Below are 24,790 nucleotides of genomic sequence, written 5' to 3'. Positions count from 1 at the left end.
CGGTCAACCCGACGACGGAACGCCGACGGTGTTCTTCAGTTCCAGCACGAGCTGAGGGCTGAGCGCGCCACCGGCCCGGTTGGCGAACAGCGTCATCTCGTACGCGATGTTGCCCAGCTTGGCCTCCTTGTCGGCGACCACGCCGAGCACGGCGCCGCTGCCGATCGCGGAGACCAGGACATGGCCGCCCTCCAGGTCGATGATGACCTTGTTCAGGGCCCCCAGGCCGTAGTTGCCGGAGGCGCCGGCGGCCAGGCTGGTGAGGCCGGAGACGATCGCGGCCAGCCGCTCGGAGTGCGCCCGCTCCCGTAGTTGCGCCACCGCGATCAGCAGACCGTCGGAGGAGACCGCGATGGCGTCGACGACACCGGCGGTCTCGGTGGCGAAACGATTGAGCAGCCAGGTGAAGTCGGCTGCTGCGGCCCGCAGTTCGTCGGGCGTGGCCCCTCCCGTGGGAGTGTCACCTGTCGGCGTGCTCACTGCTCCGCTCCTTCCGGGAGGTGGTTCTGGTCCTGCGAAGTCTTCGGGTCCGGTCCGTTCGCGCTGTCCCGGTTGGCCTGCTCCACGGCCGCCTCGAACTCCTCCAGCGCGCTGCGGACGGCGTCCGCGTCGGCGGGGGGTGCGGCGGGGCGGGCGGTCTCGGCGGTGGTGTCGCCGACGGTCGTACGGAGCGTCGCGCCGCGGACGCGGCGGCGGAGCGGGCGGGAGGCCTGGGCGTCGTCGGCCGCGTCCTCGTCGCGTGGCTTGGGGATCACGGGCTTGTCGTCGTCGGTGACGGCCGCCGCCCGCTTGGGCACCCGGCGGGGGAGGGGGGCGGCGTCGTCCGGTGCCGCCGCGGTGGACGGGCGCGGGCCGGACGCCGCCTGCACGGCGGGCGTCGCGGGCGCCGGAGCCACCCGGCTCATCGAGAGCAGCAGCGACGCCGGGATGGCCACCTCGGCGGTCACGCCGCCGCCCGGCGTCCGGGTCAGCGTGATGCCGACCGACCAGCGGCGGGCCAGCGTACCGACCACGAACAGGCCGAGCACCTTCGTCGGGACGAGGTCGAGCCGCTCGCGGCGGATCAGCCGGGCGTTCTCCTCGGCCAGCCGCTCGGCGCTCATGCCCAGGCCGTGGTCGGCGATCACGATCGACGCGCCGCCGTCGTCGCCGGTGTGCAGGGTCACCTCGACCGGGCTGCCCGCCGGCGAGAACGACACGGCGTTCTCCAGGAGTTCGGCCACCATCAGCGTGAGGTCGCCGATGATGTCGGGCTCCACCATCACATCGGTGTGCGCGTCCAGCCGTACCCGCTGGAAGCCCTCGATCTGGCCGAGCGCGGCCCGTACGACGGTGGTGAGCGTGGTGGGGCCCGCGTCGAGGACGGTCTCGCGGATGCCGGCCAGCAGCATCAGGCTGTCCGCGTTGCGGCGCAGCCGGACCGCGATGTGGTCGATGGAGTAGAGGCGTTCGAGCAGCGCCGGGTCGGTCTCGCCGCGTTCGACGGCGTCGATGAGCGCCAGCTGGCGGGTGGTGAGGTTGCTGACCCGGCGGCCGACGTTGCCGAACATCTCGGCGGTGTTGCGGCGGCTGAGCACCTGGCGCTCCAGCAGCGCGGCGGCCGTGGTCTGTACGTGGTTGAAGGCCTCGGCGAGGTCGCCGATCTCGTCGCGTGCGGTGACCGGGATGTCCCGCAGCAGGGGCGGGCCGTCGTCCTCGGTGTCGTCGTCGGCGACCCGGGCGAGTTCGCGACCGGCGACCTCGGCGACCTCCTGCGCGGCGCCGGTGAGGGCCTGCACCGGGCGGACCACCGAGCGGCGCACCGCCACGGACAGGGCCAGCCAGAGCGCGAAGCCGAGCAGCGCGAGGCCCAGCAGCCAGGCGGCGTTCCACCAGGCGTCGTTGGAGGCGTTGTCGGCGCGGTCGGCGATCTGGCCGATCAGCGAGGAGGTGATCTTCAGCCGGGTCTCGGACTGCGCGCGGTAGTCGGGGTAGCCGTCGAGGGCCTGGGCGAACGCGGCGCGGATCTCCGCCGGCGAACTGGCCTGCAATCCGCTGGGGTCGATCTGCAGCTCGGCGTAGTGCCGGATGATCTCGGCCTGGGCGGTGTTGTGCTCGATGCCGCTCAGCTCGTCGGCCTGCGCCTCGGTGGCGAACCGGGCGAAGCGCTCGGCCTGGTGCGTGTACAGCTCGTAGTTGCCGACCGCGGCGATGAACTCGATGAGCGCGTTGGAGTCACCGGTCCGCGCCGAGAACACGCTGGTCTCGAAGGCGCTGTGGGCGGCGTCGGCGCGCAGCAGGGAGTCCAGCAGATTGCCGGTGAAGGTGGCGGCGAGGGACGGGTTGCGGTCGAGTCCGAGGCCGTCGATGACGGCCTTGGCGGCGTTGGTGTAGGCGGGGTCGATGTTGTCGGCGGGCAGATAGCCCTGCTCGATCGTCGCCCGCAGGCTGGACAGGCCGTTGATCTCCTTCAGGGCCTGCGCCTCGGTGTCCGGCAGCCGGTCGCCGAAGGTGTCGCGTACCGTCTCGACCTGCTGGTCCACCGCGGCCTGCGCCTTGCGGTAGGCGGTGAGGCCGGGCCGGGCGCCGGACTCGGTGGCCTCGAACCGCACGGACAGCAGGATCGCCTGCTGGTGCTCGGCGTTCACCCGGTCGGCCAGCTCCGCGACCTGGGCGCTGTCCCGCACCAGCCGGGCCGCGGCGGCCGCGTCCCGGGCCTGGCCGACCTGGTCGGTGAAGAGATACGCCAGCAGTACGGCGACCACGGCGAGCGGCACGCCGACCAGCACGTTGAGCTTGCGCCTGAACGGCCAGCGGTCGGCGAAGCGCCTTAGGCCCACCTCGTTCGTGGACACCAGGCCTCCTTCGTGGGGTGTCGCACGGCGCGGGAACGCACGTGACCGTCTCTGTTCGACTCTGGCTGGTTTGAGATGTGAGTGGAGCGGCGCCTGCACATCGCTGTGCTTCGCCAACTGCGGCGAGACTACAGGCTCTTCGGAAGCGGTTGCTCCGCACCCTGAGTCAAGAATCCGTTACAACCTGAGTGCGGCTCCCTGACGGATCCTCCCCGGTATCTTCACGATCGGGTACGCATCGAAGCCAATTGGTGACCCGGCTGCCCTTGACTGACCAAGAAGCGGCTGGATTGGATCAGATGAAGGTCATCCACTCTCTGAGCCCCGGAACGGGAATCGTGACTTCTACCGTGAAGAGCAGCTGGTCCAGCATGCGACACCCCCGCGCGGCCGCGGTCGCCCTCGCAGCAGTGGCGGCGCTCGTTGCCGGATGCGGCTCCGACTCCGCCGACGAATCCAACCCGCTGACGGAAGACAAGGCGGACGGCAACACGGTCGTCGTCGGGTCGAACAACTTCGCCGAGAGCATCCTGCTCGCCGACATCTACGGCGAGGCGCTCAAGGCCAAGGGCATCAAGGTCGAGTACAAGCCGAACATCGGCAGCCGTGAGACGACCTACGGCCTGCTCAAGAACGGTTCCATCACCGTCCTGCCCGAGTACAACGGCTCCCTGCTGGCGTACCTGGACCCGAAGGCGCAGCAGGCCTCCATCGAGGCCGTCAGCGCCGCGGTGAAGTCCAAGCTCGACTCCAAGCTGACGCTCCTCGAGCCCTCGCCCGCCGAGGACAAGGACTCCGTGTCGGTGAACGCGGAGACCGCCAAGAAGTACAACCTCACCGCGTCGTCCACCCTCGAGGACATCAAGGACGTCGCGCCCGAGATGGTCATCGGCGGCTCGCCCGAGTTCCAGACCCGCCAGCAGGGCCTGCTCGGCCTGAAGGACGTATACGGTCTGGAGTTCAAGTCCTTCAAGGCGCTCGACGCGGGCGGCCCGCTGACCACGGCGGCGCTGAAGAAGAACACCGTGCAGGCCGCGGACATCTTCACCACCGACCCGAACATCACCAAGGAGAAGTTCGTCGTCCTCCAGGACCCGAAGAACCTCTTCGGCTTCGCCAACGTGACGCCGCTCGTCTACAAGTCCGGCCTCTCCGAGGAGGGCGTCGCCGCCCTCAACGCGGTCTCCGCCAAGCTGGACACCAAGACCCTGCTGGAGTTGGACTCCCAGGTCCAGCTCGAGAACAAGGACCCGCTGGACGTCGCCAAGACCTGGCTGAAGACGGCCGGCCTGAGCTGACCCGGTTGACCCATCACGCGGGTGTTCCTGTCCGAGGGGCACCCGCGTTGTGGTTGGCCTACACCGGCGTGCCCACCCCCAGTTCCGCTCCCGCCCGGGCCGCCGCGCCGATCGCTGCCGCGTCCTCGCCCAGGCGGGCGGGCAGGACGTGGAGCGGGTGGCCGCTGACGGGGGGTTCGGCGGCGAGGGCGGTGCGGATGGGCGGGTCGAGGAGGGGCCAGGTGCGGGCGACTCCGCCGCCGATCACGCAGGTGGTGACGTCCAGCAGGCCCGCGGTGATCAGCAGCGCCCGGGCCACCGCCGTACCGGCCGTCTCGTATGCGGCGAGCGCGTCGGGGTCGCCCCGGTGGGCGGCCTGGGCCACCTCGCGGGCCGTGCGGGCGCCGTAGCGAGCGGCGATCGCCCGGCCCGAGGCCACGGTCTCCAGGTGACCCCGGCCACCGCAGGTGCACGGCAGGTCGCCGAAGCCGGGAACGTGGCCGATCTCGCCGGCCGCGCCGCGCGGGCCGTCGTACAGCGCACCGTCCAGCCACAGCGCCCCGCCGACCCCGGTGCCGAGGGTCATCCCGAGGACATGGGTCCCGCCCATGGCCGCGCCCTTCGCGACCTCCCCGCGCAGGAAGGCGTTGACGTCGTTGTCGAGGAACGCCGGGACACCCAGCGCCCGCTCGACCGCCGCCGTCACCGCGAAACCCGCCCAGCCCCGGAAGGAATCGCTCGCGACGAGGATCCGCCCGGCCCGCGCGTCCACGACACCCGCGGCGCCGACTCCGACGCCGAGCAACTTCGCGGGCGTACGGTCGAGCAGCCGCCGTAGCGCGTCGAGCGCGGCGCCGATCATCGCCGTACCGCCCTCGGCCGCGGGCGTCGGCACCCCGAGACGGTCGAGGACGCCGAGGTCCGGTGCGCACAGCACCACCTGGGTGGTCGTCCCGCCGATGTCGATGCCGGCGACCGCCGTCACGCGCCGGCTCCGAGTGCGGCCCTGCGCTGCCGTTGCAGCACCGGATCCGGCACGGGGACAGCCGCGATGAGCCGGCGCGTGTACTCGGTCTCCGGACGCAGCAGCGTCGACATGGTCGGCCCCTGCTCCTCCACCCGCCCCGCCCGCATCACGACGACCCGCCCCGCGAACTCCTGCACCACCGCCAGATCGTGCGACACGAACAGACAGGCGAACCCCAACTCGGCCTGCAACTCGGCGATCACCTCGAGCACCGTCCGCTGCACGCTCACATCGAGGGCGCTGGTCGGCTCGTCCGCCACCAGCAGCCGCGGCTCCAGCACCAGGGCCCGGGCGAGACTCACCCGCTGCCGCTGCCCGCCGGACAGCTCCCGCGGACCCCGTTGCATCAACTTGCTGGGCAGCCGGACGAGTTCGAGTACGTCCGCGACCCGGGCCCGCCGTTCGGCCGCCGTCATACCCCGGCGGTGCACCCGCAGCGGCTCGGCCACGCACTCCGCGACGCTCATCCGGGCGTCCAGTGAGGCCACGGGGTCCTGGAGCACCAGGCCGATCCCGGACAACAGGGCCCGGCGCGCCCGCCCCTTCGTCCTGCCCAGGTCGGTGCCGAACAGGGCGACCGAACCGGAGGTGGGCGGCACCAGGCCCAGCGCCACCCGGGCGGCCGTCGACTTCCCGGACCCCGACTCGCCGACCAGCCCCACCGTCTCGCCCGCCCCGACCGTGACCGACACGTCCTCAAGCGCCCGTACGCCACGACGTCCGCGGCCGAAGTCGACGGTCACGTCCCGGAGTTCGACCACCGCCGCGCCCGCCTCCACCGGAGCCTTCACCTCATCGGGCTCGGTCACCGCCAGCCTCGGCACCGCCGCCAGCAGCCGTCGCGTGTACTCGTGCGTCGGCCGCAGCAGTACGTCCTCCACCGGCCCCGTCTCCACGATCTCGCCCCGCAGCATCACGGCGACCCGGTCGGCGAAGTCGGCGACCACGCCCATGTTGTGCGTGACCAGCAGCACGCCGGTACCCGAGTCGGCCGCCAACTCCCGTAGCAGATCGAGGATCTCGGCCTGCACGGTGACGTCCAGCGCGGTCGTCGGCTCGTCCGCGATCAGCAGGTCCGGCGAATTGGCGATCGCCATGGCGATGACCACCCGCTGCCGCTGCCCGCCGGACAACTGGAACGGAAACGCCGACGCCCGCCGCTCCGGCTCGGGAATGCCGACCCGACGCAGCAGCTCGACCGCCTCGCGGGCTGCCTCCTTCGCGGAGACGGGACGGTGGTTGCGTACGACTTCCGCTATCTGCCTGCCGACACGGGTCAGGGGGTCGAGGGCGGTCGCGGGCTCCTGGAAGACCATGGACGCGATACGGCCGCGCAGCCGGGCGAGTTCGGCTTCGGACGCGCTGACGACGTCCGTGCCGTTGATGGTCACCCGGCCCGATGTCCGTGCGGTGCCCGGCAGGAGTCCCATCGCCGCGAGCGCCACAGTCGACTTGCCGGAACCGGACTCCCCGACGAGGGCGAGGGTCTCACCCGGCCGTACGCACAGTGATACGTCACAGACCGCGGGAACGTCACCTGTCTCGGTGGAGAACGTCACGTCCAGATGCTCGATGTCGAGAATGCCGCTCATCCGCGTCCCTTCACGTCGAAGGCGTCGCGCAGCCCGTCACCGATCGCGTTGAACGCGCAGACGACGAGGATGATCGCGAGGCCGGGCGGCACGATCAGCCACCAGCGGTCCGAGTACGCCGCCGTCAGACCGGCCGACAGCATGCCGCCCCAGTCCGTCGCCGGCGGCTGGACGCCCAGGCCGAGATACGACACATACGCGACGAGCAGGATCGCGTCGGCGACCTGGAACGTGGCCGCGACGACGATCGTCGACACGGAGCCCGGCAGGATGTGCCGGGCGATGGCCCGGCCGTGCGTACCGCCGGTCGCGCGCAGCGTCAGCACGTAGTCACGGTTCTTGAGCGTGAGCGTTTCCGCCCGCACCAGCCGCGACGGAACCAGCCAGGACACCAGACCGAGCACGACGATCAGACCGACCGTGTCCGGCGTCGTGATCGCCGAGACCACCAGCAGGATGAACAGCGCCGGAATGGCGATCCCCGCGTCCACGACCCGCATCATCACCGCGTCCACCCAGCCGCCCGCATACCCCGCGACCGCACCCCACAGCGTGCCGATCACGGTAGCGAGGAGCCCGGCCGCCAGCCCCACGAGCAGCGACACCTGCCCGCCGTACATCAGCCGCCCGAGCTCGTCGTGCCCGACGGCGTCCGTGCCGAGCCAATGATCAGCGCTGGGCGGGAGGTTGACCTGGGTGAGGTCGGTGTGGGTCTGGTCGGTGGAGTAGAGCAACGGACCGACGAAGCAGAACAACAGGAAGAGCACGACGACGATGAGTCCCCCGACGGCAAGCTTGTTACGAACGAAGCGTCGACCCCCCAGGGGCGCGGGGAACTGCGCGACCAGCCCCCACCGACCCGCAGTCTCAGTACTACCCGTCACACCCCACCCACCTTCACCCGCGGATCCACAACCCGCTGAACGACATCCGCAAGCAACGACCCCACAACCGTCGCCACAGAAATGACAAGAACGCACCCCAACAGCACCGGATAGTCCGAGGACTGCGCCGCACTCCAGAACAGCAACCCCATACCGGGGTAGTTGAACAGCTGCTCAACAACCAGCGCACCGCCGAACAGCACCGGCACGTAGTACCCGAGCATCGCCACCACCGGCGTCAGCGAGTTCCGCAGCACATGCCGGAAGAGGATCGCCCGCTGCCGCGCACCACCCGCCCGCGCGGTGCGGACGTAGTCCTCGGAGAGGTTCTCCAGCGTCGCCCCCCGCATGTACCGGCTGAACACGGCCACCATGGAGGCAGCGCCCGTGACCACCGGAAGCACCAGCGCGGCCGGATCCGCGAACACCTGGGCCAGCGTGTCCCCTTGGGGCGCCTGGGAGGGGAACCAGCGCAAGGTCTGGGTGAAGAGCAGGATCAGCACGAGGCCCAGGAAGTAGACCGGCGTCGAGTACGCGACGAAGCTCAGCGTGGTGATGACGTAGTCCGTCGGCTTGTTGCGCCGCACCGCCTGCCACATCCCGAGCGGGACCGCGAGCAGCAGCCCGACCAGTGCGGAGAGCACGGTCAGCACCAGGGTCTTCGGCAGACGTTGCTCGATCAGCCGGGAGACCGCTTCGTTGAGGGTGAACGAGGTGCCGAGGTCGCCCTGGAGCAGATTGCCCAGGTAGTAGACGTACTGGACGGGCAGCGAGCGGTCCAGGCCCTGCTCGTGGTTGAACGCGGCGATCTGCTCGGCCGTCGCCTGCGGGCCGAGGATCCCGCGTGCGGGACCCCCGGGCAGTGCGTGCAGCAGACAGAAGACGACGATCGTGACGATCAGGATGACGGCCAGGGACTGGAGCAGCCGACGGGTCAGGAAGAGGACGGTCTCCATGGCGTCAGCTGGTCCACTTCCACTGCGCCGGGTGGAAGTTGGCGAGCGAGTCCTGGGAGAACCCGCCGAGACCGTTCTTGACGACCGAGACCTGGTAGACCGGCTCCGGCAGCCAGATCACCGGCAGGTCCTTGGCCAGGGCCGCGCTGTAGTCCTGGATCGCCTGGTTCGAACTCGACGTCGTCGAGGCGGAGATGAGCTTGTCGACCTCGGGGTTGGAGTAGTTGCCGAAGTTCGAGCCGCCCTTGGACTGGAAGAGCGAGTCGCCGGTCGGGAAGGCGTTGAAGTACCAGCTGCCCGCCGTACCGAAGAAGGACAGCTGCCACTTGCAGATCGGCTGGTCGGACGTGCACTGCGGGGTCTGCGACAGCACCGAGTTGACCGGCGCGGTCTTGATCGAGAACTTGATGCCGGTCTTCGCGAGCGAGGACTGGATCGCGCTCATCATGTTGTCCGTCACCGTCGAGCCGGACTGCGACAGCACCTGCATCTCGAACTTCGTTCCCTCGGCGACGCCTTCACCGCACTTCGCCGGTTCGGTGCAGGTCATCACACCGCCCTGCTCGGTCCAGCCGTGCTCGGTGAGGAGGTTGCGTGCCGTGTCCGTGGAAAACGGGTACGGGTTGTTCTTCTGCTCCGGCGCGACGAAGTCGGAGGCCTGTCCCTGCGGAATGGGGCCGTATCCGACGACCGCCGTGCCGTTGAGGACGACCTTCGCCAGACTCGCCTGGTCGATCGAGTGCTGCACGGCTTGCCGGGCGTACAGCTGCTTGAACACCGCGCCCATCGCCGGGTTGTTGAAGTTGTACGGCATATAGGTGATCGCCCAGCCCGACCACGGCTTCACCTCGTAGCCCTGCGCGGTGAAGCTCTCCTTCTGGTCGAGGTCGGTCGCCTCGATGTAGCCGTAGTCGACACTGCCCGAGCGCAGTGCGTTCTTCTCGGCGTCCGCGGTGGTGAAGGGCAGCAGGTTGACCGTGGAGATGCCGGGCTTCTCGCCGCCGTCGTACTTCTTGTTCGCGGTGAGGACGACCTTGCCGGCGGTCGAGAAGGACTTCACCGCGTACGGGCCGCTGATGACCTTCCAGAGCGGGTCGCTCGCGTAGCCGGAGATGTTCTTCGCGGCGTCGTTGAGGTTCTTCCACACCTGCTTGGCGTCGCCGCCCTTGTCCCAGGCGTGCTGCGGCAGCGGCGTGATCTCGCTCAGCTCGTTGGCCAGCATCCACTGGGGGTTGTAGGCCCGGTCGAACGTGATCGTGAAGCGGCGGTCGTCGACGGTCTTGAAGGACGTCCAGGCGTCCGGCGCCTGGCCCGGCGTGTAGCCCGCCCACTCCGCCTTGTTCGCCTTGATGAGGTCGAACCAGAACTGGACATCGCGGGAGGTGATGGGCTTGCCGTCGCTCCAATGCCGGTTGCCGAGCGTGATGGTGACGCTCTTTGAGTCGGCGGCGAAGTCGGCGGCGGTGGCGATGGACGCCTTCTTGTTCCACGCGATCTTGCCGGTGGAACCGTCGTAGGCGACGAGCCGCTCCCACAGACTGTCCGCGATGGAACGGTTGTTGGTGTTCAGATGCGCCGCCGTGCCGATCGGCAGGATCCAGTTCGGCGTGAAGTTCGCGGGCAGCGCGTAGTTGATGGCGTCGCGTGACGCGGACGGGCTGTCGCTCGCCCCGGAGCAGCCCGCGAGCAGCAGCGTGCTCGCGGAGACGACGGCACCGGCGACAAGCCTCGTGCGAGCGGGGGACATGGCTCTCCTCGGCGTGAAAAAAGCGAAGGCTGGGTGGCGGAAGCCAGTCAACGACCGCCAGTGGCGAAGAAACAGACGCGCTGCTGTAAAAAGCCTGTTTCTGCTGTTCTGAAAAAAGCTCTGAGGCTGTCCGGCAGCCTTACGCTCGTCGCCTCGCACCCCCGGGACGGAAGTAACCCACTACATGCCTGAAAAAAGCGTGCCGCACCGCCGGACCGCCACGGGCGGCGTCTCCGCACTCGCCGAACGCGTCCTCGAACTGCTCGCCTCCGGGCAGGCGTCCACCCGCACCGAGCTGGCCGGACTGCTCGGCGCCGCCCCGTCGACGATCTCGCTCACCGTCGGCCAGCTCGTCGCCCACGGACTGGTCGCCGAGGAAGGCACCCGCTCCTCGAACGGCGGCCGCCCGCAGAAGGTGCTGCGCCTCGGCGGCAGCGACGGATTCGCGGTCGCCGCCGAACTCGGCGGCCGGCACGCCCATGTCGGCGTCGTCCTGCCCGGCGGCGGCCTCACCGACGTCTCCACCGTGCCCTTTCCCACGGCCGACGGCCCCGAGTCCGCGCTGCCCGGACTGGCCGGGACCCTCGAGTCCCTCGCCGACCGGCACGGACGGCACCTGCTGCGCGGCGTCGGCCTCTCCCTCCCCGGCCCGGTCGACGTCGTCTCCGGCGTGGTCACGCTCCCGTCCCGGATGCCCGGCTGGAACCGCTTCCCCGTCCGTTCCTGGCTGGAGGACCACTTCGGCGTCCCGGCCGCCATCGAGAACGACGCCAACTGCATGGCCGTCGGCGAGCACACCGTCCAGCCCCCGGAACGCCGCCAGTCGATCATGGTCAAGACCGGCACCGCGATCGGCGCGGGCGTCATCGCCGACGGCCGGCTCTACCGGGGCGGATCCGGCGCCGCGGGCGAGATCACCCACGTCCGGGTCGAGGCCGCCCACGACATCCCCTGCTCCTGCGGCAACACCGGCTGCCTGGAGACGGTCGCCTCGGGCGCCGCGCTGGTGCGCATCCTGCGCGAACGGGGCCTCGACGTCGACTCCACCGAGGACGTCGTACGGCTCGCCACCGACGCCGACCCCGAGGCGACACGCGCGGTCCGGCAGGCGGGCCGCTACCTCGGCATGGTGCTCGCCGCCAACGTCAACTTCTTCAACCCCGACGCGGTGTACCTCGGCGGCATCCTCTCCACGCTGGAACCGTTCGTCGCCGCCGTCCGCAGTCAGCTCTACGAGGGCTGCCATCCGCTGGTGACCGAGCACCTGGTCATCGAACGCGCCAGCCTCGGCGCCGACGCCGGCCTGGTCGGCGCCGGCCAGTTCGCACTCCAGCGGGCGCTCGCCCATGCGCTGCACGCGGTCACCGGCGGCCACGCGTGACCCAACAGCAGCTGGGGCCCACCCCGACATCCCGGAGGCACCGAAGCATGACCGACCACCGTCCCCCCACCTCGCGTCCCGTCATCGCCGTCGCCGGACTCGGTATCGAGTCCTCGACCTTCTCACCCGCCCGCACCGAGGCCCCCGCCTTCCACCCGCAGCGCGGCGCCGACGTCCTGACGCGCTACCCGTTCCTGGCGCCGGGGGAGCCCTTGCGCTCCGCCGCCGACTGGCGTGGCGCCCTGGTCGGCAAGGCGCTGCCGGGCGGCACGGTGACGGCTGCCGCGTTCGCGGAGCTGTCCGGTGAACTCATCGACCGGCTACGGCAGTTGGGGCCGGTGGACGGACTCTGGTACGACATCCACGGCGCGATGACGGTCGAGGGACTGGACGACGCCGAGGACGTGCTCCTGGCGCGCATCCGTGACGTCATCGGTTCCGACGTCCTCGTCTCGACCTCCATGGACCTGCACGGCAACGTCTCCCGCGAGCTGGTCCACCGCTCCGACCTGATCACCTGCTACCGCATGGCCCCGCACGAGGACGCCATGGAGACGAAGGAGCGCGCCGCCCGCAACCTCGTCGACCTGCTGCGCAGCGGTGCGCCCCGCCCGGTCAAGGCGTGGATCCCGGTGCCGGTGCTGCTCGCCGGAGAGCAGACCTCGACCCGTATCGAACCCGCGAAGAGCGTGTACGCGGCGGTGGCGGAGGTCGAGGCGACCGAGGGCGTGACGGACGCGGCGATCTGGGTCGGCTACGCGTGGGCGGACGAGCCGCGCAACCGGGCCGCGGTCGTCGTCACCGGACCGTCCGAGCCCGCGGTGACCGCGGGCGCTCAGCGGCTGGCCCGCGGATTCTGGGCGGCGCGACGGGAGTTCGCGTTCGTCGCGCCGACCGGCACGCTCGACGAGTGCCTCGACGAGGCGCTGGCGTCGGCCGTACGCCCGTACTTCATCAGCGACACCGGCGACAATCCGACGGCGGGCGGCGCCGGCGATGTCACCTGGGGGCTCGAACGGGTCCTGGCCCGCCCGGAGTTCAAGGACCCGGGCGGCCCGACGGTCCTCTACGCCTCGCTGCCGGGCCCGGCGGCGGTGGACACGGCGGTCGAGGCGGGCGTCGGCGCCACGGTCACCGTGACCGCGGGCGCCGAGGTCGACGACCGCCACGCAGGCCCGCTCACCCTCACCGGCGTGGTCCATGCGATCCGGCACGGTGACCGGGACGCGGAGGTGGAGGTCGTCCTGCGTGTGGGCAGCGTGCACGTGATCCTCACCCGGCTGCGCAAGCCGTACCACCATGAACACGACTTCACCGACCTGGACCTGAACCCCCGGGCCGCGGACGTGGTCATCGTCAAGATCGGCTATCTGGAACCGGAACTGTTCGCGATGTCGGCGGACTGGAAGATGGCCCTCACACCGGGCGGCGTCGACCAGGACCTCCCGCGACTCGTTCACCACCGCGTACGCCGCCCGCTGTTCCCCTTCGACGCGGACATGCCCGACCCTGACCTCACAGCCCGGATCGTCGCCGCCTCCGACCAGCCGCTCACCGGTCCCGACGAGTGAGACCGCCGTCCCCGTCGGCCTCGACCGCGTCGGCGATCAACTGGTCGATCAGCGCGATCAGTACGTCCCGGCACGACTCCCGCTCCCGCGCGTCGCACAGCAGCACGCGGACGTGCTCCGGCAGGGCCAGGGCGTCCCGGATGTCCTCGGGCGGGTAGGGGTGTTCGCCGTAGAAGCCGTTCACTCCCACGACGAAGGGGATGCCGCGGCGCTCGAAGAAGTCGATCGCGGCGAAGCTGGACTCGGGACGGCGGACGTCGATCAGGACCACCGCGCCCAGCGCGCCGATGGCGAGGTCGTTCCACATGAACCAGAACCGCTGCTGGCCGGGCGTACCGAACAGATACAGCACCAGCTCCCGGCTGATGGTGATCCGGCCGAAGTCCAGGGCCACGGTGGTGGCCCGCTTCTCCTCGATGCCGTCGAGGTCGTCGACGCCCAGGCCCGCCACGGTCAGCGGTTCCTCGGTGCGCAGCGGGACGATCTCGCTGACGGACCCGACCATGGTGGTCTTGCCGACGCCGAAGCCCCCGGCGATGAGGATCTTGACCGTGTCGGGTGGCGCTGTCGCCGCGGCGGCGGGCTCAGAGCCGGCCAAGGCCGTCCCTCACTTTCTGCAGCAGGTCCAGGTCCGGTGAGCGGGGGGAGACGGGGTGCGGCGGGTGGGCGGTGATCAGGCCCGCCTCCAGCAGATCGCACAGCATGATGACGACGACGCTCACCGGAAGGTCGAGATGGGCCGCCAGCTCCGCCACGGCGATCGGCTCCCCGCACCGGCGCAGGATCCGGGCCTGCTCCGGCTGCGGGCGGGGCGCGCGCGCCGGCGGCGGATCCACCGCGGTGACCGTCGTGATCAGCGTGAAGTCGCCGCGGCTGGGCCGGGTCCGTCCGCCGGTCAGCGCGAAGAGTCGTACCAGACGGCCCGTCGAGTCGTCTTGGGCCACCTCACGCGCCAGGACCGACATTGGCCCGCGGCGCCGCGCTCAGGTGCTCGCCGATCTTCTTCACCAGCATGTTCATCTGGTACGCCACCACACCGACGTCCGCGCCCTGGCTGGTGAGGACGACGAGATGGGCGCCCGGGCCCGCGGAGGTGAGGATCAGATAGCTGTGCGCCATCTCGATCAGCGCCTGGCGCACCGGGCCGCCGCGGAAGTCCATGCTGACGCCCTTGCTGAGGCTCATCAGGCCCGACGCCGTCGCCGCCAGTCGTTCGGCGTCGTCGCGCAGAAACCCGGTGGACTTGCTGACGACCAGCCCGTCCTCGGAGAGCACGACGGCGTGGTTCACCTCGGCGACCCGCTCCACGAGTCCGGTGAGCAGCTGGTCGAGCTGGGTGTGCGTGGCGGGGGTGGGGCGTGTCATGGCGTTGTCCTTCATGAGCGGTCGGCGGGCGGAGTCTCGGCGAGCGGAGTCGAAGACTGGGGAGTGTCGGCCGCGGTCGGCTCCTCGTCGGCGCCGTCGTCACGCGCCCGGAGCGTGCCGCGCTGGAAGCCGGCGAGCGAGGCGGCGGCCCGCTCCGCGGTGAAGTCGTCCGCGTGACCGTTCTCTTCGGCGGCCGGAGCCTCCTCGCGCAGCTCGGCGGCGAGGCTGGTCTGCGGCACCCGGCGGGGCAGCGGGGTGAGGCCGTCCTTGGGGGCGCCGGTGCCGGGCCGACGGTCCGCGGCCGGGGCGGAGACGGTAGGGGCGGAGGCGGAGGCGGAGGCGGTACGGGCCGAGGCGGTGCGGGCCGCGACGACGGGACGGGGCTCCCGTACGGGCTCCTCGGGCTCGGGGGCCTCGGCGTGCTCGATGTCGTCCGCGGCCGTCACCGAGTCCGCGGACGTGACCGTATCCGTGCCTGCATCCGTGTCGGTGTCGGCGTCCGCTTCCGTAACCGCATCCGCATCCGCATCCGTATCCGAACCCGGCACCTCACGCACCACCACCTCGTGCGGGATGAGCACGATCGCCGTGGTCCCGCCGTACGGCGAGGAGCGCAGGGTGACGGTGATGCCGTGCCGGTGTGCGAGGCGGGAGATCACGAACATGCCGAGCCGGAGGTCGTCGGCGAGTGCCACCACGTCGAACTGCGGGGGCTCGGCCAACTGGGCGTTGAGGGAGGCGTAGTCCTCCTCGGACATCCCCAGGCCCCGGTCCTCGACCTCCACGGCCAGGCCCTTGGCGACCAGCGCGGCCCGCACCCCGACCGGGCTGGGCGCGGGGGAGTACACGGTCGCGTTGTCGATCAGCTCGGCCAGCAGATGGATCACGTCCGCCACCGCGGGCGGCGCGAGCGCCACCTCCTCCTCGGTGTGCACCTCCACCCGCTGGTACTCGGCGACCTCGCCGACCGCACCGCGCAGGATGTCGGTCAGCGCGACCGGCTGCGTCCAGGTGCGGCCGGGCCGCTCGCCGCTGATGATGACGAGGTTCTCCTCGTAGCGGCGCAACTGGCTGGCCGTGGAGTCCAGTTCGTACAGGCCCTTCAGGATCTCGGGGTCCTGGTGCGCGCGCTCCAGCGCGTCGAGCTTGGTCAGCTGCAGATTGACCAGGTTCTGGCTCTGCCGGGCGATGCCCAGGATCACCTTCTGGAAGCCGCGCCGGGTGTCGGCGAGTTCGACCGCGGTGTGCACGGCCGTGCGCTGCGCGGTGTTGAACGCCGTGGCCACCTGGCCGAGTTCGTCGTGGCCGTAGTCCAGCGGCGGGGTCGCCTGCTCCACGTCGATCTTCTCGCCCCGGTTCAGCCGGGCGACCACATCGGGCAGCCGCTCCTGGGCCAGGCCGAGCGTGGCCACGCGCAGACCGCGCAGCCGCCGGGACAGGGAGCGGGTGATCCGCCAGGACATCCACACGCACACCAGCAGGGCGAGCAGTCCGCCGGCGCTGAGTGAACCGGCCGTGATCAGCAGGTTGTCGGACGTGTCGGCGCTCCGGTCGAGCAGTCCGGCCGTCTGCCGCTTGATCAGCAGCCCGTACTCGTCGGCGAGTTTCGCGAACGCGGTCTCCCACTGTTCGCGCACATCGGGCAGGGGGATCCTGCGGGCACCCGCGCTGTCCGCCCGGGCCGCCAGCACCCGGTCCTCGAGGGACTCCAGCGTCTGCCACTCCCGGCTCTGCAGGATCCGCTCGGTCTGCGTCTTCGTGTCGCCGCTCATCTGGGGGACGATCTGGTCCTCGACCAGCCAGCGGCGCGTGTTGACCGACTCCGCGAACCGGGACCAGGTCTCCTCGTCCAGGTACCCGGACGGCCAGGCCAGGGTGAGCCGGGCATCCTCCTGCGAGGCCAGCTCCGCCGCGTGCTCCACCGCGACGAGCGGGCCCGCCTGGGCGGTGAGGTCGCCGTCGTCGACCTGGGACAGCGCCTGGAAGGCGTGGATCTGCTCGTCGATGATCGCGCTGTACTGGTCCAGCGCCTGCTGTGCGGTGATGTCGGTGGGCTCGTCGACCTGCCCGCGGTAGTACTCGAGGCTGCTCAACGACCCGACGACGGAGGTCAGGCGGTCCGAGATACGGGCGGGGGCGCGCTCGATCTCGTCGTTCTGGCCCACCAGTTTGGCGACCGCCTCGTCCGTCTTGAGCCGCTGCGCGTCCAGGGCGTCCCGGGAGCCGTTCGGTGCGGCCAGCCACGCCGCCGACAACCGGCGCTCCGTCTGCAGGGCGAGGGTCGCCTCGGTGCCCATGGCGCCGGTCGACCGGCTCAACTCGGTCTGCCCGCGCAGCCGCAGCCCCTCCGTGAACATCTGCGTCGTCGTCACACCCCACATCGCGGTGAGGATGACGCTGGGCACCAGGGCCAGGAGGATCAGGGAGAGACGTATGGAGCCGATACGGCGCCGGGAACGTGTCCGTGGAGACATCGTCGTCCTAGGGCGATCAGTGGGGCGGCGGGGGAGTGGGCAGGGGTGCGCAGGATGCTATCCGCACAAGTGACCGCACGGGTCGTAAGGGGCGAATCTTTGACGACACCGGCGCAGGAACTGTCGGTCAGCGCGTGCCCCTGGCGGCGAAGCCGGCCACCGCGCCGACGTTCGCCCGGGAGACGATCGCCGGACCGGTGAGCACCGGGGCCACACCGCCGCCGCTGATGTTGCCGTTCGTCCGGTACAGCCACAGGGAGTCCACGGCGAGATACCCCTGCAGATACGGCTGCTGGTCCACCGCGAACTGCACGGAACCGCTCTCCACGGCCTTGACCAGGTCGTTGTCGAGGTCGAACGTCGCCACCTTCGCGGCGCTGCCCGCCTCCTTCACCGAGCCGACCGCGGCGAGCGCGAACCGCGCGCCATTGGTGACCACTTCGTCGATGCTCCGGTCCTGGCGGAGCGCGGCCGTGACGGCGGCGGAGGTCGCGGTCATGTCGGTGCCCTCCACATAGAGGTTCTGCGTCGCGCCGCCGAACGTCTTCTTCACCCCGGCGCAGCGCGCCTCCAGGGCGACGTTGCCGCGTTCGTGGATGACACACAGGGCGTGCTTGGCCTTGAGGTCGTCCAGCTTGTCGCCGACGGCCCGGCCCGCGACGCTCTCGTCCTGGCCGAAGTACTCCAGGAGCCCCGCCGACTGCCAGGCGTCGATACCGGAGTTGAGTCCGACCACGGGGATGCCCGCCTTCTTGGCCTCGCCGACCGCACCCGTCATCGCCCCGGGCTTGGCCAGGGTCACCGCGATGCCGTCGACCTTGTCCCGGACCGCGTTCCGCATCAGCTCGGCCTGGCCCGCCGGGTCGGGGTCGCTGACGTAGGTGAGGTCGACGTCGTCCTTGGCGGCCGCCGCCTCGGCCCCCTTCCGCACCCGCTCCCAGAAGACGTCGCCCTCCGCGCCGTGGGTGATCAGAGCGACCTTCATCCCCGTCCCGCCCGCCGCTGCCGTGTCCGCCCGGCTGCCGGCGTCATCGCCCCCGGAGCAGCCGGCCAGCAGCAGACAGGCGGCGGCCAGGACGGCGGCGGCACGAGGCGGACGTGAGGAACGGGAGGAAGGAGGCGGAGTCTTCATGGGGTGCGTGCACCTCGCTGTGCGGCCGAGCCGGAGGATCAGGGAGAGCGTTTGCCGGGCGCACGAGGCGTGCGCCGAACGGGTGACTCTCGCTGGGGCGGATCACATCGCGTACGGCCACCGGTCGTCAAGTGCGCCACCACGTGGAGTGAGTTGTCGCTCCCACATCGTGATGTGCGCTGGCCGGAAGCGCGCGGCGCCGACGTGCCGGTTGTGCCGGCAAACCGTCAGCTCGCCTTGCGCGCCACCGCCCCGTACATCGCGATGTCCTCGTCCCGGACCACCTCGGTGCCCGTGCCGTCCGGGCGCCACTTGTGGACCTGGACGATGCCCGGCTCGACGAGCTCGAGCCCCGCGAAGAACTCCTCGGCCTCGGCGTGCGTCCGCAGCCGCATCGGCATACCGCGAGCCGCGTACTCCCGCGCCACCCGCCCGACCTCCTCCGGCGCGAACTCGGCCGTACCGATGGACATCGCGAGAAAACTGCCCGCGGGAAGCGGTTCCAGCAGCCGCCGTACGATCCCCACGGCGTCGTCCTCGTCCAGCAGGAAGTGCACGATCGCGATCACCGTCAGCGCGACCGGCTCACCGAGATCGAGCGTGTCCCGGAACGCCGGGGCGTCGAGCACGGCCGCCGGTTCCCGCATGTCCGCCTCGATGTACGACACCCTGCCCTCCGCCGTACCCGACACCATCCCCTCCGACAGCGCGAGCACGAGCGGATCGTTGTCGACGTACACCACCCGCGCCCCGGGAGCCGCCGCCTGGGCGATCTCATGGATGTTCGGCGAGGTCGGTATGCCCGTCCCGATGTCCAGGAACTGCCGTATCCCCGCCTCCTGAGCCAGATACCGCACCGCCCGGTTCATGAAGTCCCGGTTGGCCCGCATATGAACAGGCAACGCAGGCCACTCCCGGACCATGGCATCACCGGCTTCCCGGTCGGCCGGATAGTGGTCGTTCCCGCCGATGATGTAGTCGTAGATCCGAGCGGAGTGAGCGTGCTCGGTGTCGATGCGTTCGGTGGTCAAGTGACCCCCATTTATAGGCAAGTTGACGGCAGCCAACCTTAGGGGCGCGGGGAACTGCGCGACCAGCCCCCACCGACCCGCACCCGCCAAACCTGCCGCGGCTCCTGATCCGGCAGCCACCCGAACACAAGACAACTCCCCACCACACCCAACAGCAGCCCCACAAAGAAGCCACCCAGGTTCGACGTCATCCAGGTCCCCAGCGACACCAGCACCCCGGTGATCGAATAGAACAACCGCTGCGCCGGATTGAACAGCACCAGCAACCCCAGCAGCACCATCAGCGCAGGCAGCAGATACCCGGCCACCCCCTGCATCCCCACATGCAGCATGACCTCCAGCGACGCCTTCATCGTGAGCAGGACCCACACCCCGCCCAGCACAAGCAGCAACCCGCCCCAGAACGGCCGACCGGCCCGCCACCCCGACATCAGCAACCCTGGCTGCTGAAGCTGAGCTTCAGGCCGGGAAGCTTGAACACCCCTGCGGTGGTGGCGTAGTTGGTCTGCCGCAGATTCTTGATGCGCACGGTGTCGGCCTGCTGGCTGAACACCCCGATCGGCCCCTTCACCCCCGCCTTGGTCAACGTACTCGCGTCGTTGCCGATCTCGATGTTCTTGAAGGCGGCGTCACCGGACAGCTCGGTCGAGTCGGTGGTCAGGTCGCGCGCATGCACCTTCTCCGCACCACTGCCCGCCTTGATCAGCAGGTTCGTACCGCCGAGATCGACGCTCTGACACAGGCTGGTGAGCGTCGCGTCCTTGATCGCGGACGTGACGACCAGGACCTGTCCGCCGGTGTCGCCCGCGTTCGGGCTGCCCGGCGCCATGTTGTCGAGGCCGCCGAACTGCTCGAAACCGGTGCCGTTGAGCTCGGTCGCCGTGACGGTGAAGGGCATGCCGGAGATCGCGAACTGCACGCCCAGCGCCCCTTCGGCGGTGAGCACCGCGAGCGCGGCGGTGACCAGCGTGGCGGGTACCGCCATCACCGCGGCCCGGCGCAGCCGGACCCGGCCGCGTCTGTGCGGCTCGGCGGTGGTGGTGGTGGAACCGCTTTCGGGGTTCTCGGGGGTGTGGTCGGCGGACGACGAGACGTCCGAGGGCGGGGTCATGGCGGCTCCAGAGGACTGGTGAATGCGGTCGGATCGTGCACGGCACGGCGTCCTGGCGCGGACAGCGGCTGCCGCGCACGCCTCCTCACAACTCCCGGCGGTCGCAAGGGCTTTCTCGTTACGCGGCAGTAGCCGCCGAGGAAGTTACCGGGGGTTACATTTGAGGGTCAAGAGAGTTGTGTAAAAAGCGTGCCGATTGTGTGCCACCTGTGCGCCAAGGGCTTCCCGGCTTCCACGAAGACCGCGGTTCGTGTCCCAACTCCCTTGAGAACCCTTGACGTTGAACAACCCTCAGGTTTACAACTTGCACTGCTCTCCCCGGATCCGTGGCGCCGGATCCGCCCCGCGGCACTGCCCGCGTTCTCCCGGACCTCTTGTCCTCCCCGGCGGGCCTTTCCCGCCCCCCTCCCCGGCCGCTCACAGGCCGGCTGTCGTTGCCGGTCCGTCACGTACGGAGAAGGCGTCACGGACCGGCAACGACAGGCACTCACGCGCGCCCCACCACCCCCCACCTTCACCCCTTCACCTCAGAATCGAGGCACCCCCATGCGTACGCGAACCCTGCTCACCCTGGCCACCGCCGTCGCAGCCCTCACCCTCCCGGCCGCCGTCCCCGCCGCCGCGGCCGACACCCCGGTCCTCACCACCGGCGGCCTCGCCGGCACGCCCGTCGCCGTCGGAGATGTCCTCACCGCACCGCTGGCCAGTGGCACCAAGGCCACCCTCTACTCCAGCGCGACCGGCACCAGTGGTATCTCCTGCGCGGAGTCGCAGTTCACCGCGACCGTCACCGACAACCCCACCGCGCCCGGCACCGCCACGGAGTCGGTCACGGGCCACACCTTCAACAGCGGCAGCTGCACCACCAATGTCGTCGGCGTGCTCGGCGTCACCAGCATCTCCGTCGACAACCTGCCCTACACGACGTCCGTGTCCTCCGACGGCAGCCTCACCGTGACCCCGGCGAGTGGCTCCGCGATCCAGACCACGGTCGTGCTGCGCACCCTTCTGGGCAGCATCACCTGCGTCTACCAGGCCCCCAGCCTGACCGGCAGGGCGGACAACACCGACAACAGCATCGCTTTCACCGCCCAGCAGTTCACCAAGGTGTCCGGCTCATCGCTCTGCTTCGCCAACGGCTACTTCACCGCCAAGTACGCCCCCGTGACCGACGCGGGCGCGCTCGTCTACGTCAACTGACCCTCGTACGCCCGGCGTTCAGCGCCGACGCAGACGCAGGGCCAGGGCGGCGCCGCCGATGAGCACCAACACCGTCGCGGCGCCGCCCGCCACCATCGGGGCCGAGGGGCCCGAGTCGGCGTCGGGGGTGGAGGCGAGCGGGGTGCTGTCCGGGGTCTGCGGGGTGGCGGGGGCCGTCGGGCTCGGCGGTGCGCTGCTCCGGGTGGGCGTCGGCGACGGGGCCTTGCTCTTCTTGGCAGGGCTCTTCTCGGCAGGCGATGCCGACTTGTCGGCAGGCGACGCCGAACCCGGCGCTTTCGGCGTCGCCGCGCTCCCGCCCCGCCCGGACGCCGGGAACACCACGTCCGAGCACGAGTAGTACGTGTCCGCGGTACTGGTGTTCTGCCAGATCGTGTACAGCACATGCCGCCCCGTCCGGTCGGACGGCAGCGTCCCGGTGATCCGGTACGCGCCGTCCGTCAGGGCCGGGTCCGTCACCTCGGCGAACGGTTGCGACGGCAGGTCGGACCAGGTGAGCGGCTTCGACGGGTCGTAGCCCTGCTTCGTCAGATAGAGCCGGAACGTGCCGGTGTGCGGGATCGTCGAGACGTACCGCATCGTCAGCGCGGCGCCCGGCTTCAGGTTCGTCGACGGCCAGTCGGAGCGGGCCAGGTCGAGCCCCCGGTACGCGGGCAGGCCGCCGCTGCACAGCTGCCCGTCGGGGACGGTCTGCCGGTCCCGGCCGTTCACGTTCGCGATCCGCAGGTTGTCCCAGGCGGTGAAGGGAGCGCCGTTCGCGCCGACGGCCGCCTCGCAGGCCGCCGAACCGGCCGCGTCGCCGCCCTCGGGGGAGCAGGCGTACACCCGGCTCACCGGATCCGTGGGCGCACCGTGCGCCTGTGCCGGTCCCGCCGCCCAGAGAGGAAGAAGGAACGGGGCCACGGCTACGGCCCCCAGGGCTCTGCGGTATGCGGTCATCCGGGACATCCGGAACGTCTCCTCGGCCGGGCATGCGAACGGTCTCGTGTTGCGAGTGGTCTGTTGTGTGCAGTACGGACAGCGCGTGCGGCGCGTTCATCGCGTGACGTCCGGGGTGAAAGGTGCCGTAACCGGTCAACTGCCCGCTGTCTAGGGTGGGTTTCCGGCCGGATCGAGGGTTTCCCCTGTATCCGGATGGTGATTCCTTTGCCTATCGTTCGACCTCAGCTGACCCACAGGTAACCCCTCGACGGGTCGGCGTCCGCGCCCGGCCGGCCACGCAACGCACTTCGGGTTTCCTCCCGACCGCTTTTCGGCTCACCCCCCGCCGCTTCGAGGACGAAGCGAATCGACCGCCGCTCCGCGCTGCCCGGAGTCCGGCAACGAAAGGCAAAGCCCTTGCGTACCTCCCCCTCGCTCAGACGGAAGCTGATATCCGTCGCGGCGGTCTCCGCCGCACTCGTCACCGCCGCCACCGCCTCGACCGCCGTCGCCCAGGAAACGGGCGCCCGGGAAGCCGCCGCTGTCCCGGCCGCACAGACCGAAGCCGCCCCCGGCGCCGTCGCCGAGCGACTCATCGTCGGCTACAAGTCCGGTGCCACCGAGGCCAAGTCGAACCGGGCCGCGGACGCCGACGCCGTGGCCAAGGGCAAGGAGGCCGGCGAAGACCTGGACTTCCAGCGCCGCCTCGGCACCGGTGCCGCCCTGGTCGAGCTCGGTGAGAACCTCTCGAGGACCGATGTCGCCGACGTCGTCGCCGAGTACGAGGCCGACCCGCAGGTCGCCTATGTCGTACCGGACCGCCTCAACACCGCCAAGGCCGACCCGAACGACACCGAGTACGCCAAGCAGTGGGACCTGTTCGAGGCCACCGCGGGCATGAACGTGCCGGGTGCCTGGTCGACCACCACCGGCACCGGAGTCACCGTCGCCGTCATCGACACCGGTTACGTCACGCACTCCGACCTCGCGGCGAACGTCGTAAGCGGTTACGACTTCATCTCCGACACCGCCGTCTCCGTCGACGGCAACGGCCGTGACAGCAACCCGGCCGACCCGGGCGACTGGTACAACGCGAACGAGTGCGGCTCCGGCATCCCGGCCAGCGACTCCTCCTGGCACGGCACGCACGTCGCGGGCACCATCGCCGCGGCCACCAACAACAGCAAGGGCGTCGCGGGCATCGCGTACGGCGCGAAGATCTCCCCGGTGCGCGTCCTCGGCAAGTGCGGTGGCTACGACTCCGACATCATCGACGCCATCACCTGGGCGTCCGGCGGTACGGTCTCCGGTGTCCCGGCGAACGCCAACGTCGCCAAGGTCATCAACATGAGCCTCGGCGGCAGCGGCGCCTGCTCCTCGGCCACCCAGAGCGCGATCAACGGGGCCGTGAACCGGGGTACGACGGTCGTCGTGGCCGCGGGCAACGAGAGCGACAACGTCGCCAACCACAACCCGGGCAACTGCAACAACGTCATCTCGGTCGCCGCGACCAACCGCACCGGCGCCAAGGCGTCCTACTCCAACTTCGGCTCCCTCGTGGACATCTCGGCGCCCGGCGGCCAGACCAGCACCGGTACCGCGAACGGCATCCTGTCCACGCTGAACTCCGGTGCGAAGACCCCGTCGACCGAGAACTACGACTACTACCAGGGCACCAGCATGGCCGCCCCGCACATCGCGGGCCTCGCCGCGCTGATGGAGTCGGCCAACTCCGCGCTGACCCCGGCCCAGGTCGAGTCGGCCATCAAGACCAACGCCCGTGCCCTGCCCGGGGCTTGCTCGGGCGGCTGCGGCGCGGGTCTGGCGGACGCGGCCAAGACGGTGCAGGCGGTGAGCGGCTCCGGCGGCTCCACGGGGGGCACCACCTTCACCAGCGGCACGGCCGTCTCCGTCCCGGACAACGGCGCGGCCGTCGAGTCCTCCATCGCGGTCAGCGGCCGCACCGGCAACGCCCCCTCGGCCCTCCAGGTCGGCGTGGACATCACCCACACCTACCGCGGTGACCTGGTCATCGACCTGGTCGCGCCGGACGGTTCGACCTACCGCCTGAAGGCGGCCAGTTCGTCGGACTCGGCGGACAACGTCAACACCACCTACACGGTGAACGCGTCCACCGAGACCGCGAACGGCACCTGGAAGCTGCGCGTCCAGGACACGGCGGCGCAGGACACGGGCAGGCTCAACAGCTGGAAGCTGACCTTCTGAGCGGACGGCCGAGCGGAGGGCCATGAACTGACGGTCATGAACT

At 70.5% G+C, this 24,790-nt stretch carries 21 protein-coding genes; 5 read left to right on the top strand and 16 right to left on the bottom strand.

Translation table 11 applies throughout. The features are described 5' to 3' along the window. Positions 1–3 precede the first annotated feature (3 nt). Positions 4–480 (bottom strand): roadblock/LC7 domain-containing protein, encoded by a 477-nt coding sequence (locus OG828_RS12745; RefSeq protein ID WP_328354503.1) that lies wholly within the window; start codon positions 478–480, stop codon positions 4–6. Continuing rightward, positions 477–2,834 (bottom strand): sensor histidine kinase, encoded by a 2,358-nt coding sequence (locus OG828_RS12740; protein WP_328501196.1) that lies wholly within the window; start codon positions 2,832–2,834, stop codon positions 477–479. The genes OG828_RS12745 and OG828_RS12740 overlap by 4 nt, the downstream gene beginning before the upstream one ends. Before the next feature lie 338 nt (positions 2,835–3,172). Between OG828_RS12740 and OG828_RS12735 the strand changes: the two genes are divergently transcribed. Next, positions 3,173–4,132, top strand: a complete 960-nt coding sequence (locus OG828_RS12735; protein WP_328501195.1) for an ABC transporter substrate-binding protein — start codon at positions 3,173–3,175, stop codon at positions 4,130–4,132. Positions 4,133–4,190: 58 nt separating this feature from the next. Here OG828_RS12735 and OG828_RS12730 read toward each other — a convergent pair whose 3' ends face one another. Genes OG828_RS12730 through OG828_RS12710 form a run of 5 tightly spaced genes read right to left on the bottom strand, consistent with a single transcriptional unit; the run spans position 4,191 to position 10,317 of the window. Next, positions 4,191–5,096, bottom strand: a complete 906-nt coding sequence (locus OG828_RS12730; protein ID WP_328501194.1) for an ROK family protein — start codon at positions 5,094–5,096, stop codon at positions 4,191–4,193. Then, the gene (locus tag OG828_RS12725) at positions 5,093–6,730 is read right to left on the bottom strand and encodes an ABC transporter ATP-binding protein (protein WP_328501193.1); all 1,638 of its coding nucleotides are present in this window, start codon (positions 6,728–6,730) and stop codon (positions 5,093–5,095) included. The genes OG828_RS12730 and OG828_RS12725 overlap by 4 nt, the downstream gene beginning before the upstream one ends. Beyond that, the gene (locus OG828_RS12720) at positions 6,727–7,614 is read right to left on the bottom strand and encodes an ABC transporter permease (RefSeq protein WP_443062393.1); all 888 of its coding nucleotides are present in this window, start codon (positions 7,612–7,614) and stop codon (positions 6,727–6,729) included. Before OG828_RS12720 ends, OG828_RS12725 begins: the two co-directional genes overlap by 4 nt. Beyond that, the gene (locus tag OG828_RS12715; RefSeq protein WP_328501192.1) at positions 7,611–8,570 is read right to left on the bottom strand and encodes an ABC transporter permease; all 960 of its coding nucleotides are present in this window, start codon (positions 8,568–8,570) and stop codon (positions 7,611–7,613) included. Before OG828_RS12715 ends, OG828_RS12720 begins: the two co-directional genes overlap by 4 nt. Before the next feature lie 4 nt (positions 8,571–8,574). Beyond that, positions 8,575–10,317: a peptide ABC transporter substrate-binding protein gene (locus OG828_RS12710; protein WP_328501191.1), complete on the bottom strand. Its 1,743-nt coding sequence runs from the start codon at positions 10,315–10,317 to the stop codon at positions 8,575–8,577. Positions 10,318–10,501: 184 nt separating this feature from the next. Between OG828_RS12710 and OG828_RS12705 the strand changes: the two genes are divergently transcribed. Further along, positions 10,502–11,698 (top strand): ROK family transcriptional regulator, encoded by a 1,197-nt coding sequence (locus tag OG828_RS12705; protein ID WP_328354482.1) that lies wholly within the window; start codon positions 10,502–10,504, stop codon positions 11,696–11,698. 47 nt (positions 11,699–11,745) lie between these two features. Beyond that, positions 11,746–13,269, top strand: a complete 1,524-nt coding sequence (locus tag OG828_RS12700; RefSeq protein ID WP_328501190.1) for a M81 family metallopeptidase — start codon at positions 11,746–11,748, stop codon at positions 13,267–13,269. On the opposite strand, the gene OG828_RS12695 is transcribed toward OG828_RS12700, so the two are convergent. The 8 genes from OG828_RS12695 to OG828_RS12660 form a co-directional block, all read right to left on the bottom strand. Further along, the gene (locus tag OG828_RS12695; protein WP_328354476.1) at positions 13,250–13,867 is read right to left on the bottom strand and encodes a GTP-binding protein; all 618 of its coding nucleotides are present in this window, start codon (positions 13,865–13,867) and stop codon (positions 13,250–13,252) included. The two genes, OG828_RS12700 and OG828_RS12695, sit on opposite strands and share 20 nt — an antisense overlap. After that, positions 13,854–14,234 (bottom strand): DUF742 domain-containing protein, encoded by a 381-nt coding sequence (locus OG828_RS12690; protein ID WP_443060124.1) that lies wholly within the window; start codon positions 14,232–14,234, stop codon positions 13,854–13,856. Before OG828_RS12690 ends, OG828_RS12695 begins: the two co-directional genes overlap by 14 nt. Next, complete coding sequence (locus OG828_RS12685; RefSeq protein ID WP_210579565.1) at positions 14,215–14,634, bottom strand: roadblock/LC7 domain-containing protein; 420 nt, start codon at positions 14,632–14,634, stop codon at positions 14,215–14,217. The genes OG828_RS12690 and OG828_RS12685 overlap by 20 nt, the downstream gene beginning before the upstream one ends. Before the next feature lie 11 nt (positions 14,635–14,645). Continuing rightward, positions 14,646–17,108, bottom strand: coding sequence for a sensor histidine kinase (locus OG828_RS12680; RefSeq protein ID WP_328501189.1), 2,463 nt, complete (start codon positions 17,106–17,108; stop codon positions 14,646–14,648). Between the two features lie 127 nt (positions 17,109–17,235). Further along, positions 17,236–18,240 carry a substrate-binding domain-containing protein gene (locus OG828_RS12675; protein ID WP_328501188.1) on the bottom strand — a complete coding sequence of 335 codons (1,005 nt, stop codon included), beginning with the start codon at positions 18,238–18,240 and terminating at the stop codon, positions 17,236–17,238. A 227-nt stretch (positions 18,241–18,467) separates the two neighbouring features. Then, positions 18,468–19,271: an SAM-dependent methyltransferase gene (locus OG828_RS12670; protein WP_328354463.1), complete on the bottom strand. Its 804-nt coding sequence runs from the start codon at positions 19,269–19,271 to the stop codon at positions 18,468–18,470. Between the two features lie 38 nt (positions 19,272–19,309). Next, positions 19,310–19,702: a DUF6114 domain-containing protein gene (locus tag OG828_RS12665; protein ID WP_328371796.1), complete on the bottom strand. Its 393-nt coding sequence runs from the start codon at positions 19,700–19,702 to the stop codon at positions 19,310–19,312. Beyond that, on the bottom strand, positions 19,702–20,382 hold the full coding sequence (locus OG828_RS12660; protein ID WP_328354460.1) for a DUF6230 family protein: 681 nt from the start codon (positions 20,380–20,382) through the stop codon (positions 19,702–19,704). The genes OG828_RS12665 and OG828_RS12660 overlap by 1 nt, the downstream gene beginning before the upstream one ends. A gap of 546 nt (positions 20,383–20,928) precedes the next feature. On the opposite strand from OG828_RS12660, the gene OG828_RS12655 reads away from it, so the two are divergent. After that, complete coding sequence (locus tag OG828_RS12655) at positions 20,929–21,582, top strand: Tat pathway signal sequence domain protein (RefSeq protein ID WP_328501187.1); 654 nt, start codon at positions 20,929–20,931, stop codon at positions 21,580–21,582. 18 nt (positions 21,583–21,600) lie between these two features. On the opposite strand, the gene OG828_RS12650 is transcribed toward OG828_RS12655, so the two are convergent. Then, on the bottom strand, positions 21,601–22,548 hold the full coding sequence (locus OG828_RS12650) for a lytic polysaccharide monooxygenase (RefSeq protein ID WP_328501186.1): 948 nt from the start codon (positions 22,546–22,548) through the stop codon (positions 21,601–21,603). A gap of 390 nt (positions 22,549–22,938) precedes the next feature. Here OG828_RS12650 and OG828_RS12645 point away from each other — a divergent pair, with 390 nt between their 5' ends. Further along, positions 22,939–24,747: a S8 family peptidase gene (locus OG828_RS12645; protein WP_328501185.1), complete on the top strand. Its 1,809-nt coding sequence runs from the start codon at positions 22,939–22,941 to the stop codon at positions 24,745–24,747. The last annotated feature ends 43 nt before the right edge of the window (positions 24,748–24,790 follow it).

It is taken from the genome of Streptomyces sp. NBC_00457 (assembly GCF_036014015.1).
In the GTDB taxonomy this organism is placed as follows: Bacteria; Actinomycetota; Actinomycetes; order Streptomycetales; family Streptomycetaceae; genus Streptomyces.
The sequence above is the reverse complement of the archived record's forward strand: the minus strand, read 5'-3'. Positions and strand labels throughout refer to the sequence as shown.